The following is a 13,929-nucleotide window of genomic DNA, read 5'->3' on the forward strand; positions in this document are numbered from 1 at the left end:
TCAAGATTAATTACAGGGTATCTCATTGTGATCTCTTTTAATGAGGCGAAAAGCCTTTTGTTACAGCAGGTGAATTCTCTCGGCTCTGAGACCGTGCCGCTGGCGCTTTCCCATGGCCGGGTACTGGCGCGAGATGTGTGTTCTGCCATTGCCCTGCCGCCTTTTACCAGTAGTGCCATGGATGGATATGCCTGTGCGTGTGATGGACCGGCTCCCGTTGAGTTGCGCTGTATCGGTACCATAGCAGCCGGTGATCCTCTTCCTGAGCAACCCCTGGGGCAGGGAGAGTGCTGGGAGATCATGACGGGCGCTGCGGTGCCAACCGATTGTGACAGAGTTGTTCCGGTTGAAAATACCGATGCCCAGGGAGACATGATCAGGATCCATGAGCTCTCAAAGCAGTTTTCCAATATTCGTAACCAGGGTGAGGAGCTTCCCAGGGGAGCTGTGCTACTCAAGGCGGGCCGTTGCCTGAGCGCGACCGATATTGGTCTTTTGGCCGGAGCCGGGCTGCACCAGGTAGAGGTAACGCGCAAGGTCAAGGTGGTGCTATTAACCACAGGAAGTGAGCTCCTGTGTGACCTTGAGCAGCCATTGGCTCCGGGACAGATCTATAACTCAAACTCTTTTTATCTTCAGGCCTGTCTCAGGGAGCTTGGGTGTGAACTGTTGATGGCGGATTCGATCCAGGATGAACCTGTCGCGGCGCGGGAGATTTTAGACAGAGCCCTGGCGATGGAGCCTGATCTGTTACTGACCACGGGAGCTGTCTCGGCGGGACGCTTTGACTTTGTTCCGGCACTTCTCAAAGAGTTGCAGGCCGAAGTGCTGTTCCACAAGGTGGCGGTTCGTCCCGGTAAGCCGATTTTGGTGGCCAAGGCTCCGAGAGGAAGCTGGGTCGTCAGCCTGCCGGGTAACCCGGTGGCAGCCATGACCGGACTTCGTTTTATCGGAGGCACCCTGCTCCGATCCCTGATGGGTCTGCCGGAAGAGAAAGCGGTGCGGGTTCCTCTGCTCAATCGCGCAGATAGCAAAGAGGGCATGGTCAGCTTTAAGAAGGCTCGTCTTGAGATCAATGATCAGGGACAGGCACGAGTGGTTATTCTGCCGGGGCAGTCCCCGGCACAGTTGAGCCCGCTGCGTGAGGCCAATGGCTGGGCGATGGTGGAAGCCGATGATGCCAAGCTACAGGCGGGGCAACTGGTTTCTTTTTATCCCAGGGTGTGGAGCGATTGCCAGGGAGAGAGTCGTTTTGTTCCCTGAGGCAGTCACCCGGATCGATGGGGTTATCCTGGCCGGAGGAAAATCCAGCCGGATGGGCCAGGACAAGGCCAGTCTGCTGCTGGATGGCAGGAGCCTGTTGCAGCAGCTTCATGAACAGCTGCAAAGCCATTGTGAGCGGCTGTATGTCAGTGGTGATTATGCGGGGTTTGATTCGATCCCGGATCGCATGACAGAGCAGGGGCCACTGGGTGGGATTGCGAGCGTGCTGGAGCAGCTTGAAGATGACCGTTGGTTACTATTCTGGCCGGTGGACGTCCCGTTTGAGGGCGCAGTTGTAAAGATGTTTACCCGTTACCTCGGGCAGCAAATTTCTTGGGATCTGCTACGGCTGAATCGCTCTCCCTTACCCTTGATGGTGCATAACTGTGAGCGGGTGCGGGAGGCTCTGAGGCTTTATCTTGAGTCGGGACAACGTCGGGTGAGGGGCTGGGCCGAGCAACTGAGCTGCCATACCCTGGTGCTGCCGCAGGAGCTGGAGAATATTAATACTCCGGATGACTGGCAACGCTACCGGATGAAACAAAGGAGTTAATTCAATCATGAAACTTATCTATTCTGCGCAGCAGCTGCGTATCAGGCTCAGTGAGCAGGAGTATTCCGGACTCGAACAGGGGCAGCCGGTTGAGCTGACGGTTTCTTCGGGTGAGCTATTACTGCAAAACTGCAGGGTTGAGCTGGATCGTGCGGCTCAGGGGTATACTGTGGCGAGCCAGAACCCGGGATTACTGCTTAAATTAACTCCGGAGCTGGTGGCGCAGATCCCTCATGATTCCAAGCATGGCTTGTGTCTTGAGACCGAGTCTTGCCAAATTTCAGTGGCGATTGATCTAAAGCGATAGAGTGGGTGTTTACTCATAATTGCAAGGTGGAGTGATGGTTTTGCGATGATTCGCTCTGAACTCTTTTACTTTAGGTCATAGGCTGTGGTTTCTTGGAAAATATTAATAGATTTAGGGTCGCGGCTTTGCGAGTTTTCGAACAGGTTTGCACCCACATTCTCATCAAGATAGTCTATGCGTGATCAATCTAGTAATCAGGTGTTTTGTTGTGGCGAGGAGAGGATAGATGCCCATTGAAGAGAGTCGGATCTTTACCAAAGACAGCCGACAGCCTGACGGGGAGCAATCGATACCTTTTCGCCAGTTGCAGGATGTGGAGCCTTTAGCAGACAGCTTTTCGCGCAAGTTTAGCTACTTGCGGCTTTCTTTGACCGATGTCTGTAATTTTCGTTGCCGTTACTGCCTGCCGGATGGTTATCAGTCCTCGGGGCGGCAACATTTCCTGCAACGTCATGAAGTCGGGCATCTGCTTAGTGCTTTTTCCGTTTTGGGGACCCGTAAGGTTCGTTTGACGGGAGGGGAGCCCTCTTTGCGTCGTGATCTGACCTCGATTATTGAAACCACGGCAGCGACGCCGGGGATTGAGTCGGTCGCGATCACCACCAATGGCTACCGGCTGCAGAAGCTGGCGGCCCAGTGGCAGCAGGCCGGGTTGAATGCGGTGAATGTCAGCCTGGATAGCCTGGATCCGCGGATGTTTCATGCGATCACCGGCGACTCACGGTTTGCCTTGGTGATGGATGGCATTGAGGAGGCTTTGAGCCTGGGTTATCAGGCGGTGAAGGTGAATGCGGTACTACTCAAAGGACTCAATGATGTACAGCTCGATAGCTATCTTGAGTGGATCCGTAGTCGTCCCATTCAGCTGCGTTTTATTGAGCTGATGGAAACCGGCGAGATGAGTGAGCTGTTTGATAAGCATCATGTGAGCGGTACAGTGATCGAGCGCCAGTTACTCAGCAATGGCTGGCAATTGAAGCCTCGCGGTAAGCATGCCGGGCCGGCTCAGGTGTATAGCCACCCCGACTACCTTGGTGAGATTGGGCTTATCATGCCCTATGCCAAGGATTTTTGTCAGAGTTGTAATCGTCTCAGGGTGTCTGCGGTTGGTGCTCTTCATCTGTGCCTGTTCGGGGATGAGGGGATCGGGATCCGCGATTATCTGCAGTCGGCGGATGATCAGGAGGCGCTCATCGGTTACCTGCGCGAGTCTTTAAGCCAGAAAAAACTATCTCACCAACTGGGTGAAGGGAATACCGGAGTGACGCCGAATCTGGCGTTTCTTGGCGGTTAACGAATCAATGGGGGCTGCTGCTGGTGGCCCTGTTAGTGAAGAGGAAAGATTATGGGGCATGCAGTTGCCGAGTTCCGGCCACTCAATATTGCGATTTTGACGATTTCGGATACCCGGGATGAGAGCAGCGATCGCTCCGGGGCTTACCTGGTGGAATCTCTGCAGCAAGAGGGACACCTGCTGGCGGATAAGAAGATTGTTCAGGATGATATCTACCAGATCCGTGCCCAGGTCTCTCAGTGGATTGCGGATCCTGAAGTACAGGCCGTGATCATGACCGGAGGCACAGGGCTCACCGGGCGTGATCGTACTCCCGAGGCAGTTTCTGTGTTGTTTGATCAGACCATCGAAGGCTTTGGTGAGCTGTTTAGGGCGATCTCATTTGAGGAGATCGGCTGCTCCACCATCCAGAGCCGTGCCATTGGCGGGTTTGCCAACAAGACACTGCTGTTCTGTCTGCCAGGCTCCCAGGGGGCGTGTCGAACCGGTTGGACCCGGATCCTCAGGGATCAGCTGGATGCCAGGCATAAGCCTTGTAACTTCGTTCCCTTTGTCTGCTCGGAGGTCTGATGGAGCTTACCCACCTGAACCAGCGGGGTGAAGCCCGGATGGTTGATGTCAGTGGCAAGGAGCAGACCGCACGGATGGCCCGGGCCCAGGCCGTGGTCAGCATGGCCCCTGAGACCCTGGCTTTGGTTGTATCCGGGGAGCATAAGAAAGGTGATGTATTGGCCTGTGCCCGCATCGCCGGGATCATGGCCGCCAAGAAGACTTCAGATCTGATCCCTCTGTGCCATCCACTGATGCTCAGCAAGGTTGAGGTCGAGTTTGAGGTCGATGAGGCGAATTCTCAGCTGCGTATCGAATCCAGCTGCCGGTTGAGTGGCCAGACCGGTGTCGAGATGGAGGCGTTGACCGCGGCCTCTGTCGCCGCCCTGACCATCTATGACATGTGTAAGGCGGTACAGAAAGATATCCGGATTGGTGAGATCTGCCTTTTGGAAAAAGCGGGTGGCAAATCGGGGCATTTTCGGAGTAAAGATGATTAAGGTACTGTTTTTTGCTCAGATTCGTGAGCTACTCAATGTTGGCGAGCTCACCCTGGAGCTCGGTTCACTTTCGACTGTGGATGAGGTGCGCCAGGCCCTTTCTGAGAGAGGTGAGAAATGGGATTTTGCCCTGGAGTCGGATCGTCTGCTGGCTTCGGTGAATCAAACCATCTGCTCCCTGGATAGCCGGGTTCAACCGGGTGATGAGATCGCTTTTTTTCCTCCGGTGACGGGAGGTTAAATGATCTCGGTTCAGACAGAGTGTTTTGATGTGAGTGCCGAACATGCCCGGCTGGCGGCGACGCCTCAATCGGGAGCCGTGGTGACCTTTTGTGGCCTGGTGCGTGATTTTAACCGCAGCGAAGGGGTGTCGGCCCTGACCCTGGAGCACTATCCGGGGATGACCGAGAAGTGCCTGCAGGAGATTGAGGCCCAGGCTCGGGAGCGTTGGCCGGTTAATGATTGCACCCTGATCCACAGGGTGGGGCGACTGGAGGCCAATGAGCCGATCGTGTTTGTCGGAGTGAGCTCAGCTCATCGCAAGGCGGCTTTCGAGGCCTGTGAGTTCATGATGGACTACCTCAAGACCCGGGCACCCTTCTGGAAGAAGGAGCAGAGTGATTCCGGGGAGCACTGGGTTGAAGCCAAAGATAGCGATCAGCAGGCGGCTGAACGCTGGCAGCAGGGCGAGTGAGCTCAAGAGTTGAACCAGTGTTTCATCTCGGCTGTCGATGATAAAAGCCACCTTATCAAAGGTGGCTTTTTTGTTTCTTTCAAGAAGCCGCCGTTACCTATCCGTCGTGATCTTTTTGAGATCATATTCGTCTGGTGAAGAACGATAATAATCGATAAATTGGTGTTTGATAAAACATAACACAGCATTCGAAATATATTAATATCTCAATATTTAAATCTATATTATAGTTACACAGATAATCAGATAAAATAAAGCTCTGACTTAGAATTATTTATAAGAGTATATTATCATGCTATATCATTATTAATTAAAAAATAACAAGTGTTGATTCTTAGATGTTTTACTAAATGTCTTTTTAACTAATGTGCAGGTTTATAATAAATGACTAGTCTAAATGTACTGCAAGTAACAATCATTAGCTTTATTTCATTATTGCTTATCAGTTGTGGTGGCGAGGATAGTGAATCTCGTGATGACTTAGAGTTTTCAAACCATACCGGTTACGCTATAAGTGGCTCTGCGTTTGGAGACTCGTTAGAGTCAATAGACAATAGTAATATGATAGATTTTGATGAGTTAGTGGTATTTGATGAAAAAAATAAAGATGGCTCCAGAGAAACCCCAAGGTTTGGTATTGTTAAGCGTCGTGACAATATAGCGACAATTGAACCTATAGAACAATTATATGTGTCCTGGATTGAGGGTGAGCCCAGAGGCAATGATCTCGAAGCGATATGCAGGCTTAGTGACAGCTATTATCTTGCCATTGAGAGCAGTTACTATAAAGGGCTGTACGGGCGGATGTTTCTGCTTGAGCGTGATCTGGCTCCGGGAGGACTAAGCTCAGGTTTACAACTTAAGGCTATCTATAGAATACCTGCTGTGACTGATGCTTCTTTCGAAGGTTTGGCCTGCGCTAAGTCAAGTGATGATGATGGGACATATAATATATTGTTAGGCGAAAGAGAGTCGGGTGATCTTTACTGGGGGAAAATTGATCCTATTCATAGTGATTCAACTTTCCCTAAAGATTATAAAAATATTAGCTATGAAAAAGTTGGTAAAATAGATATTAAATCATCATGGAGTAGTAATCGAAAGGTGTCAGATCTTTTTTTCGATCCATATTTTAACCAGCTGTACGGTACATCATCTTATGATCCTGACGGAAAACCGGGAGCCTCTGCGCACTCTACACTTTATCAGAGTCGTAGTTCTTTTCATCTTGGCTCAGATGTATTTATGAAAAATCTTGCTAATACTTATGCTGACAAAGGTGAGGGAGATATCGCTACAGAACAAGTTTTGCAATTCCCAACACATAAAGTTGAAGCAATCACCGGATTCTACCAAAGTGGCATGTTCTATGGTTCTGATGATGATAATGAAAACAATATTGTAGGTATGGTCAGAATTCATTAGTGAGGAACGAAAAGGAGGGACATAATGTTTTATGTTAATCAATTTTTTCCTGAGGCAGCCGAACGCTGGCAGCAGGGCGAGTGAACTCAGGAGCTGAACCAGAGTTTCATCTCCGCTGTCGATGATAAAAGCCACCTTGTTAAAGGTGGCTTTTTTGTGGCTTTGCCACAACTCTAGCCCGCAAGGCTTCCACTCCCGATGTGAGAGCGAATTAAGAATCAGTCTCAACTCATTTTCAAAATCTTGTATCCAAGTTGCTTTTGTTAAAGCTTTTGTACCCGCTTTGGATTATCATCCATCCCCTGACAATTTTTGTCAGGGCACGGCTGCAGGATGCAGCTTTTTTTCTGCTTAAAGTTAATGGAATAACTGATGAACAAAGTGATCTATTTTGTTTTTGGTGTTGCGCTACTTAGTTTTGTCGCGGCGCTATTTCTCTATACCCATCCCGGACACGCCACCCCCAATCATGGTTTGCTACAGAGCCCGACTCTTGGGGAGCAGTCTCCACAGCTTGGACACTCAGAATATCCGTTGAAACAGGATTTCATCCCTCAAAATTATTGAGGCTATGAGAGGACGATACTGTGGGCAGCCACAGTATCGCTTTTGGACTTAGCTTGAGGTGTAGATTCCGGCAAGGCTGTAATTAGTGACTGGTCCACCGATAATACTCAGAGAGTAGGTCGCACCTCGGTTCTTTACATAGGTTCCGACCAGTCCCTGCATTTCGGGATCTGCAAACTGGAGATTCCACACTTGCTGATTGGCACTGGCGGTTTTGATCTTATGCAGCGAGTAGTGGATCTGTTTGCAGGAGTAACCATCCGTTCCCGGGAAGTCCGCACACAGCTTGGCTGTTTTGTCCTTATTGAATTGGAAATAGGGAGGAACGGTTCCATACTGGTAGCCAGCCTTGTTCAGCTTGAGACCATTGGGGGTTATCGTCTGGCCCGTTGTGGTGCCGGCGGCACTGGCTGTGATAGAGAAAATGGATAGGATCAGTAGAAAAGCATATTTTTTCATATCAGTTACGCGAGATACTCCGAAACTCCTTCTCGGATAGGGATAGCACCTGTTCTGGACAGCCTGTATCGCGTCTCCTCCTTGTGGTGTGTTCGCTATCTTGGGTAATAAAAAGATACATCACGCCACAAAAACTTAACACGAACTTAACATTTGTCGCAATCCCCATTTTCCGGGGCGGGCTTATCTGATCGCGCCGCAATCGAAGCCGAGCGCCTTAGACTATTTAGCAAAGCGCATCGTCAGGACACTACCCGCCAGCACCAGAACAATCCCGATAAGGGAGAGGGTATCCGGGATCTCTTTATAGAAAATAGCGCCAAACAGACCACTGAAGATGATGCTGGTATAGAGTAGTGAGGAGATGAGCTTGGAAGATGCGTAGCGAGATGCCCGGATCAGAAACTCCTGATATAAGGTGCCGAATACCCCAACGGCCAGCAGTAGCATCAGGGTATGGTGGTCCGGGGTCTCCCAGTCAAAAATTGAGATACTGCCACTTATCACAAAAGCCAGAGGGAAGTAGTAGAGCATGGAGGTATGGGGCGGATCATACTGGCTGATGGCGCGAATGGTCATGATGGCGATGGCAGCCATCACCCCGGCCCCCAGGGCGATCAGGCTGGCCGGATGAAACAGGGTAGCATCGGGCTTGAGAACAAAAACAACTCCGATAAAGCCAAGGATAACGGCGATCCAGTGTGCCGTATTGGTCCGCTGCCGGTACAGGATGAAGGCAAAAATAGGTACGAACAGGGCATTGGTCATCACCAGCAGGTTACCATCGACCAGGCTGATGTACTTGAGTGAATAGTAGAGCAGCATCATGGCCGAAACTGAGGCGATGGCGCGAAACAGGTGGAGCCAGGGATGAGCGGTCTTAAACTGAAACTGCATCCCCTGCGATTTTTTAAACAGGATGACCATCAGGATATAAGCAAAACTGACGGCGAAGCGGAAAAATACCGTCATATTATTATTGGTATGCGGTGCGGCCAGCTTGACGAACAATACCATGATGCTCATGGAGGCAGCTGATAGCAAAGAGAAGAGCACAGCCTTACGCAAATTCTGGGTGGTATTCATCTTTAACCTTAATACGAGGGGAGACGTTTAGGCTCTGTTGACGTTTCAGATTTGGTTCAAAATTGGAAACGTCAACAGAGCCTGGATCTGGAGTTATGGTACACAAGTTATTGTGCCAGAGTCACGCTTCGGCTGATTTAAGGGCGGGCTTGCTATTGCAGCTTGGTGGCTTTTTTCTCAGATAGCCCGAAACGGAACAGGGTGGCCTGGGTGGTATCAATCAGATCGGCGACACCTATGACACACCACAGCTCCTCTTCGAGCTGCTTTGCCTTGTGAATCGCATATTGGGCCACGTAATCCAGCTCATTGTTGATGTATTGAATATCCGGGCGACCGGTTCGAGAGAAGATGAGGCGGACACTATAAAATCCCCCCTGCATCAGGGCCTGGGTGATGAAGGAGCGCTTCTCGTCACTATTGTTAAAATCCTGCTCGATCCGGGTATCGAAGGTCGGCTTCTCAATGCCGCTGCCAAGCTTCAGGGAGATGAAGATCTCGGTTTCCCGGGGCGGACTCTCCCTATGCATCACCTTCAGGGGCAGGAAAAGTTTTTCATGGAGGATCTGACCGTTGAGCAGGGGGAATAGATTATAGGGTGCCTGCTGGGCACAGATCCTTAAAAGCTCCGACAGGGAGCGCTCGCGAGGGGCTGTCGCTATGGCCGACAGGTAGGGCTTTACCTTGAGCTTGTTGACATAGAAGGGGTAAGTAAAAAGATGATGGGTGTAGATATTGCGGATCGCGGTGGCCATTCCCGGATCCTGTTTTTGCCTACTCTGCTTCAGTTTATTTTGGTTGTTGATGATGAGCTTACGAAAGAATCGGTAGCCGACATGCTGGGTGAGATCTCCTTCCGCGCATAGGTGAAGTATGGTGTGGGTGGGATTTGTGCCGACGACCTGATAGGCGATATTGCTCAGCTTCATCGCCTGGGTCAGGGCCTGTAGCTTGGGGAATCCAAGTTTGATGTTATCACCGTTTTCGCAGGGCACTTGGCCGTCAAACTCCAGCTGCAGCCCCTGGAATGAGATATCCCGGGTCCACCCCTCAAAAAGCTCATTATTGATGGTCAGTTGAACCTGGGTCTTGTGGAGGTAGCGACTCTCTTTGCGTAGCTGTATATAGTTGAATATCTCGGTTTCAAACTCAGGTGCCGGGTAGCTGACTCCAAACTTCTGCAGTTGATTCGCATCGGCCTTGGGCTCGGGAACACTCAGAAAGTCATCTTTATGATTATTGTCGGTTATATCCTGTAAAAAGCCGATATGGCCGATGGTCTGCAGCTTTTTCTCGACCAGGTTCTGGCACTGCTCCAGCTCCTGCTCTTCGAGCAGGAAGTTGTTGAGGGTGAAGGCATCCTCTGTTTTTACCGACTCCAGGCTAAAGCGAAAAACCCGCCAGCTCGGGCGCTTGGCACCGGTATGGAAAAACAGATCCCTCAGGCCGGTTTCGGTGAGCTCATCATGGGTGGCAGCATAGAAAAATAGCCGGCTCTTGAGGCTGTGGGTAAAGCAGTAGATCAGGGTTTCCTTGGATAAGGGGCCTGAGCTTAAGAGTTTGGTGAGTCGCTCGGGGTTCAGGGCTCCGGCCAATACCTGCTCATCTTTCTCATTGCGCCAGTACTCGAGGCTCTGCTGGTTGTTTTCGGTGCGCAGGGCATGGGTTAGCTTAGGGGGGCTACTCTGGTCGAAAAGCAGGGGGATCCCTGTCATTCGCGGGATGTAGAACTGCTCGTAGCCCTTGATGGTGGCGGCCGAGAGCAGGTAGTCGACGCTGACCCTGTATTTTCGCTTATTGGAATCGATGAACTCATTGATGAATTGATCAAATTCGATGTCGTCATCGGTGCGGATCAGGCGCAGCCAGTGACGATCTCCCTTGCTGTCGCTGCCGAGGATTTTAAACAGGATCCCGCGGTGTAGCAGAGGGAGGCCCTGCTCCCGTTCCAGTCCGGTAAAAAAGACCTCTATCTCTTCCTGAGGATCATAGTCCGGAACATGGGGGACCTGAATGCGTAGTCCACCGGCGGAGAGATCGGAGCTCTTCGCATAGAGCCGCTCATCATTGGCAAAGCGCAGCATCAGTGAAGAGGTGTAGTGGATCCGCTCCTCTTTGCGCCCGTGATAGCTGGAGAAGGGGATGTTCTTGACATCGAAGTAGCGGTAGATCGAGGTTGAGGATGAGCTTGCCGGAGAGCTCTCTGCATCCTGGTGCTGCTCTATCAGATCTTCACGAAACTCCAGATCCAGCACGGTTTCGTACACCCCTATGGTGTAATTGCCACCGAAGCGTTTGAGTTGACTCTCGAAGATGGAGATCCCGAGATCATCCATGAAGTGGCAGATTCCCTGAAATTCATAGGGAAAGCACTCACCATTGACCTTGTCTCGAAGATCGATGAAGCGACGGCAGGGAGTGCTCAAGCGGCTCAGTTCCATCTTGAGCAGAAAACGGGTATGGTTTGACTCATCCTCGGTGAGTTGATCGAAATGATCGTCAAAATCAGGCGAGGAGAGCAAAGGGATCAGTTGATCAACAAGTCCTTTATATTCTTTTAATTCCATAAGTCGCTGGAGTGCACCCACCTTGTGCTACATACCATACGTAGCTTAGGGTAAGTATAGATTTCTTCAGCCATTTTGCGTTATTTGACAGATCATGGCAAAGACAAAAACCAAGACAGCCTATGTGTGCACCGAGTGTGGTGCCGACTTTCCCAGATGGCAGGGACAGTGTGGTGAGTGCAAGGAGTGGAACACCATAAGTGAGATGCGCTTGGCACCAACTCCGGCATCCGGAAGCCGCTATCAGGGATATGCCGGGGATCAGGGAGGACAGGTTCAGCGCCTTTCTGAGATAAATCTTGAGGAGCTGCCTCGTTTCTCTTCCGGGTTTCAGGAGCTCAACCGGGTGCTGGGGGGCGGCATAGTGCCGGGCTCGGCGATCCTGATTGGTGGTCATCCGGGAGCGGGTAAGAGTACCCTGTTGCTACAGACCATGTGTTGGCTGGCACAGCAGAAAAAAGCTCTGTATGTCACAGGGGAGGAGTCGCTACAGCAGGTGGCGATGCGCGCCAGCCGGTTGGGGTTGCCGACCGATAAGCTGCTGATGCTGGCTGAGACCTCGGTGGAGCAGATCTGCAACATCGCTCAGCGGGAAAAGCCGGAAGTGGTGGTGATCGACTCAATCCAGGTGATGCAGGTTGCCGATATTCAGTCTGCACCGGGAGGAGTGTCCCAGGTACGAGAATCTGCGGCTCAGCTGACCCGTTTTGCCAAGCAGCACAATGTGGCTGTGGTGATGGTAGGGCATGTGACTAAGGATGGCACCCTTGCCGGTCCCAAGGTCCTGGAACACTGCATCGACTGCTCTGTGTTGCTGGAGGGGAGCAGTGATAGCCGCTACCGGACCCTTCGCTCCAATAAGAACCGTTTTGGGGCGGTCAATGAGCTTGGAGTATTTGCGATGACCGAGGGCGGATTGCGTGAGGTGACCAATCCCTCGGCTATCTTCCTTAATCGTGGTGAGCAACAAGCCAGTGGCTCTGTGGTGATGGTGATCTGGGAGGGGACCCGCCCACTGCTGGTTGAGCTGCAGGCTCTGCTGGACTACTCCCAGCTCTCGAACCCGAGACGGGTTGCCGTCGGGCTGGATCAGAACCGGATGTCGATGCTGCTGGCGGTAATGCATCGCCATGGCGGGGTGCAGATGGCCGATCAGGATGTATTTGTGAATGTGGTCGGCGGGGTGAAGGTTGAAGAGACGGCGGCGGATCTGGCGCTGCTGATTGCGATGATCTCCAGCTTTCGCAATAACCCTCTGTCCGCGGAGCTGGTGGTGTTTGGTGAAGTGGGGCTTTCGGGTGAGATCCGGCCGGTACCATCGGGCCAGGAGCGATTACAGGAAGCGGCGAAGCACGGTTTTCGGCGGGCCATTATTCCCAAGGGCAATGCACCACGTCAGCCGATCCCAAATATGGAGGTGGTGGCTGTGACTACCCTCTCTGAGGCTCTGGAAGCGCTGTAAAAAAAAGCCCCGCGATTGCGGGGCTTAATATTTTCAGGCGATGCTGAGCTCAGCCTTTGATTCAGGCTGGTCCATCGGGGAGCTCGTGATCCAGGCTGGACCAACAGGTAGCTTGATCCCCAGATCGGCATAAACGATCTGAGTCATGGAGTACCATGCCAGGATGGCACAGATCAGCAGATCCCAGGCCGCCAGAGTACCGTACAGGGCATTACCTGTGAATGCATGAGCCGAAAGACCGGCAAAGCCCAGGAACAGAGTCAGGAATACCAGAGCAATCGCGGTGTGCTGACGCATAGAGCCGATGAATAGGATCAGGGTAAAGATAGCCCAAACCAGCAGGTAGAACGCAAGGTCCTGGGTCGTAAACTGGAACACACCATAGTGCTGGGTCACGGCGCTGTTGGTGCCGAAGATCAGCATCAGGCAGAAGGTGATCCAGAAGGCGCCATATCCGGTGAATGCGATGCAACCGAAGTTGTTATTCTTTTTGAACTCCATCAGGCCCGCCAGTAGCTGACAGCCACCACCGAATACCAGACCAAGCCAGATAACCGGAGCGATGCCGCACCATCCCAGGTTATGAAATTGCAGGACCATAGTGGTCATACCGAAGCCGCCCAGTCCGATGACGGCTGGGTTACCGAGTTTATTTGTGCTCATAGTGTGTTTTACGCTAATGAATGGGGATTATGTAAAATGAGGCGGAATATTAGCACAGAGGATGTTATTGCCCAAGGGACAGAAGTGTTAAAAAAAACCAACACGCAGGTGTTGGTTTTTTTATGGAGATGTAACTAGGCTCGGCTAGTTGGAGATCTCGTCTTCGATCAGATGCTCCAGCTCACGGTGCAGCAGTTCGTCATTACCGACGTTGAGCTCGATCAGACGGCGTAGATGGCTGGCGCTGTCGATATCGATATGGTGGCATAAGAAACCAAGGCGATGGGGCTCAATGTGGCGCAGCTGTACCTGCATTGTCAGCTCAATATCTGAATGATCCAGATTAAAGCGCAATACGTACTGATCGTCGTCTGTTGGTGTCCAGTTATCGGGTGCATCGGTGAGGGCCCCTCGAAGAGATAGATCTCTGAGTTCGGTTTCCCACTCCTGCCCATTCTGTGAGATATGTGCCTGAGCCTTATATACGACCCGTGAAAACATTCTGCGTTCGGCCATGATGGTGCTCTCCGCTTCCTTACA

16 protein-coding genes are annotated in these 13,929 nt (G+C 51.6%); 11 read left to right on the forward strand and 5 right to left on the reverse strand.

Going from position 1 to position 13,929, the window contains the following annotated elements; genetic code table 11:
* The first annotated feature begins 27 nt into the window (after nucleotides 1–27).
* From DB847_RS03515 to DB847_RS03560, 10 genes are all read left to right on the forward strand, one after another.
* A complete protein-coding gene (locus tag DB847_RS03515; RefSeq protein ID WP_108649472.1) occupies nucleotides 28–1,263 on the forward strand; it encodes a molybdopterin molybdotransferase MoeA in 1,236 nt (411 codons plus the stop codon).
* A complete protein-coding gene (gene mobA / locus DB847_RS03520) occupies nucleotides 1,253–1,816 on the forward strand; it encodes a molybdenum cofactor guanylyltransferase (RefSeq protein WP_159084368.1) in 564 nt (187 codons plus the stop codon). The genes DB847_RS03515 and mobA overlap by 11 nt, the downstream gene beginning before the upstream one ends.
* A 7-nt stretch (nucleotides 1,817–1,823) precedes the next feature.
* Nucleotides 1,824–2,123 carry a hypothetical protein gene (locus DB847_RS03525; RefSeq protein ID WP_108649474.1) on the forward strand — a complete coding sequence of 100 codons (300 nt, stop codon included), beginning with the start codon at nucleotides 1,824–1,826 and terminating at the stop codon, nucleotides 2,121–2,123.
* 226 nt (nucleotides 2,124–2,349) lie between these two features.
* Nucleotides 2,350–3,417, forward strand: coding sequence for a GTP 3',8-cyclase MoaA (moaA, locus tag DB847_RS03530; protein ID WP_407644432.1), 1,068 nt, complete (start codon nucleotides 2,350–2,352; stop codon nucleotides 3,415–3,417).
* 51 nt (nucleotides 3,418–3,468) lie between these two features.
* Nucleotides 3,469–3,987, forward strand: coding sequence for a molybdenum cofactor biosynthesis protein B (gene moaB, locus DB847_RS03535; RefSeq protein ID WP_108649475.1), 519 nt, complete (start codon nucleotides 3,469–3,471; stop codon nucleotides 3,985–3,987).
* A complete protein-coding gene (moaC, locus tag DB847_RS03540) occupies nucleotides 3,987–4,466 on the forward strand; it encodes a cyclic pyranopterin monophosphate synthase MoaC (RefSeq protein WP_325049141.1) in 480 nt (159 codons plus the stop codon). The genes moaB and moaC overlap by 1 nt, the downstream gene beginning before the upstream one ends.
* Nucleotides 4,459–4,707, forward strand: a complete 249-nt coding sequence (gene moaD / locus DB847_RS03545; RefSeq protein WP_108649477.1) for a molybdopterin synthase sulfur carrier subunit — start codon at nucleotides 4,459–4,461, stop codon at nucleotides 4,705–4,707. The genes moaC and moaD overlap by 8 nt, the downstream gene beginning before the upstream one ends.
* Complete coding sequence (gene moaE, locus DB847_RS03550; protein ID WP_108649478.1) at nucleotides 4,708–5,160, forward strand: molybdopterin synthase catalytic subunit MoaE; 453 nt, start codon at nucleotides 4,708–4,710, stop codon at nucleotides 5,158–5,160.
* Between the two features lie 384 nt (nucleotides 5,161–5,544).
* On the forward strand, nucleotides 5,545–6,585 hold the full coding sequence (locus DB847_RS03555; protein ID WP_159084369.1) for a hypothetical protein: 1,041 nt from the start codon (nucleotides 5,545–5,547) through the stop codon (nucleotides 6,583–6,585).
* Between the two features lie 372 nt (nucleotides 6,586–6,957).
* The gene (locus tag DB847_RS03560; protein WP_108649480.1) at nucleotides 6,958–7,152 is read left to right on the forward strand and encodes a hypothetical protein; all 195 of its coding nucleotides are present in this window, start codon (nucleotides 6,958–6,960) and stop codon (nucleotides 7,150–7,152) included.
* A gap of 48 nt (nucleotides 7,153–7,200) precedes the next feature.
* On the opposite strand, the gene DB847_RS03565 is transcribed toward DB847_RS03560, so the two are convergent.
* The 3 genes from DB847_RS03565 to DB847_RS03575 all read right to left on the reverse strand — a co-directional run bounded on the left by DB847_RS03565 (nucleotide 7,201) and on the right by DB847_RS03575 (nucleotide 11,264).
* Nucleotides 7,201–7,611: a hypothetical protein gene (locus tag DB847_RS03565; protein WP_108649481.1), complete on the reverse strand. Its 411-nt coding sequence runs from the start codon at nucleotides 7,609–7,611 to the stop codon at nucleotides 7,201–7,203.
* A gap of 222 nt (nucleotides 7,612–7,833) precedes the next feature.
* Nucleotides 7,834–8,697 (reverse strand): DMT family transporter, encoded by an 864-nt coding sequence (locus DB847_RS03570; RefSeq protein WP_108649482.1) that lies wholly within the window; start codon nucleotides 8,695–8,697, stop codon nucleotides 7,834–7,836.
* 152 nt (nucleotides 8,698–8,849) lie between these two features.
* On the reverse strand, nucleotides 8,850–11,264 hold the full coding sequence (locus DB847_RS03575; protein ID WP_108649483.1) for a PilZ domain-containing protein: 2,415 nt from the start codon (nucleotides 11,262–11,264) through the stop codon (nucleotides 8,850–8,852).
* 94 nt (nucleotides 11,265–11,358) lie between these two features.
* On the opposite strand from DB847_RS03575, the gene radA reads away from it, so the two are divergent.
* Complete coding sequence (radA, locus tag DB847_RS03580; RefSeq protein ID WP_108649484.1) at nucleotides 11,359–12,726, forward strand: DNA repair protein RadA; 1,368 nt, start codon at nucleotides 11,359–11,361, stop codon at nucleotides 12,724–12,726.
* A gap of 33 nt (nucleotides 12,727–12,759) precedes the next feature.
* On the opposite strand, the gene DB847_RS03585 is transcribed toward radA, so the two are convergent.
* Together DB847_RS03585 and DB847_RS03590 are read right to left on the reverse strand one after the other, a co-directional pair.
* Entirely contained in the window at nucleotides 12,760–13,389 is a 630-nt protein-coding gene (locus tag DB847_RS03585; protein ID WP_108649485.1) for an acetate uptake transporter, read from the reverse strand.
* Between the two features lie 144 nt (nucleotides 13,390–13,533).
* On the reverse strand, nucleotides 13,534–13,905 hold the full coding sequence (locus tag DB847_RS03590) for a PilZ domain-containing protein (protein WP_108649486.1): 372 nt from the start codon (nucleotides 13,903–13,905) through the stop codon (nucleotides 13,534–13,536).
* Between the last annotated feature and the right edge of the window lie 24 nt (nucleotides 13,906–13,929).

This window comes from Dongshaea marina (genome assembly GCF_003072645.1).
Taxonomy (GTDB): domain Bacteria; phylum Pseudomonadota; class Gammaproteobacteria; order Enterobacterales; family Aeromonadaceae; genus Dongshaea; species Dongshaea marina.

Bases quoted from the DNA above. Each gene is read 5' to 3' on its own strand.
- DB847_RS03525 (WP_108649474.1), top strand. From the start codon at position 1,824: ATGAAACTTATCTATTCTGCGCAGCAGCTGCGTATCAGGCTCAGTGAG.
- moaA (WP_407644432.1), top strand. From the start codon at position 2,350: ATGCCCATTGAAGAGAGTCGGATCTTTACCAAAGACAGCCGACAGCCT.
- moaB (WP_108649475.1), top strand. From the start codon at position 3,469: ATGGGGCATGCAGTTGCCGAGTTCCGGCCACTCAATATTGCGATTTTG.
- moaC (WP_325049141.1), top strand. From the start codon at position 3,987: ATGGAGCTTACCCACCTGAACCAGCGGGGTGAAGCCCGGATGGTTGAT.
- moaD (WP_108649477.1), top strand. From the start codon at position 4,459: ATGATTAAGGTACTGTTTTTTGCTCAGATTCGTGAGCTACTCAATGTT.
- moaE (WP_108649478.1), top strand. From the start codon at position 4,708: ATGATCTCGGTTCAGACAGAGTGTTTTGATGTGAGTGCCGAACATGCC.
- DB847_RS03555 (WP_159084369.1), top strand. From the start codon at position 5,545: ATGACTAGTCTAAATGTACTGCAAGTAACAATCATTAGCTTTATTTCA.
- DB847_RS03560 (WP_108649480.1), top strand. From the start codon at position 6,958: ATGAACAAAGTGATCTATTTTGTTTTTGGTGTTGCGCTACTTAGTTTT.
- DB847_RS03565 (WP_108649481.1), bottom strand. From the start codon at position 7,611: ATGAAAAAATATGCTTTTCTACTGATCCTATCCATTTTCTCTATCACA.
- DB847_RS03570 (WP_108649482.1), bottom strand. From the start codon at position 8,697: ATGAATACCACCCAGAATTTGCGTAAGGCTGTGCTCTTCTCTTTGCTA.
- DB847_RS03575 (WP_108649483.1), bottom strand. From the start codon at position 11,264: ATGGAATTAAAAGAATATAAAGGACTTGTTGATCAACTGATCCCTTTG.
- radA (WP_108649484.1), top strand. From the start codon at position 11,359: ATGGCAAAGACAAAAACCAAGACAGCCTATGTGTGCACCGAGTGTGGT.
- DB847_RS03585 (WP_108649485.1), bottom strand. From the start codon at position 13,389: ATGAGCACAAATAAACTCGGTAACCCAGCCGTCATCGGACTGGGCGGC.
- DB847_RS03590 (WP_108649486.1), bottom strand. From the start codon at position 13,905: ATGGCCGAACGCAGAATGTTTTCACGGGTCGTATATAAGGCTCAGGCA.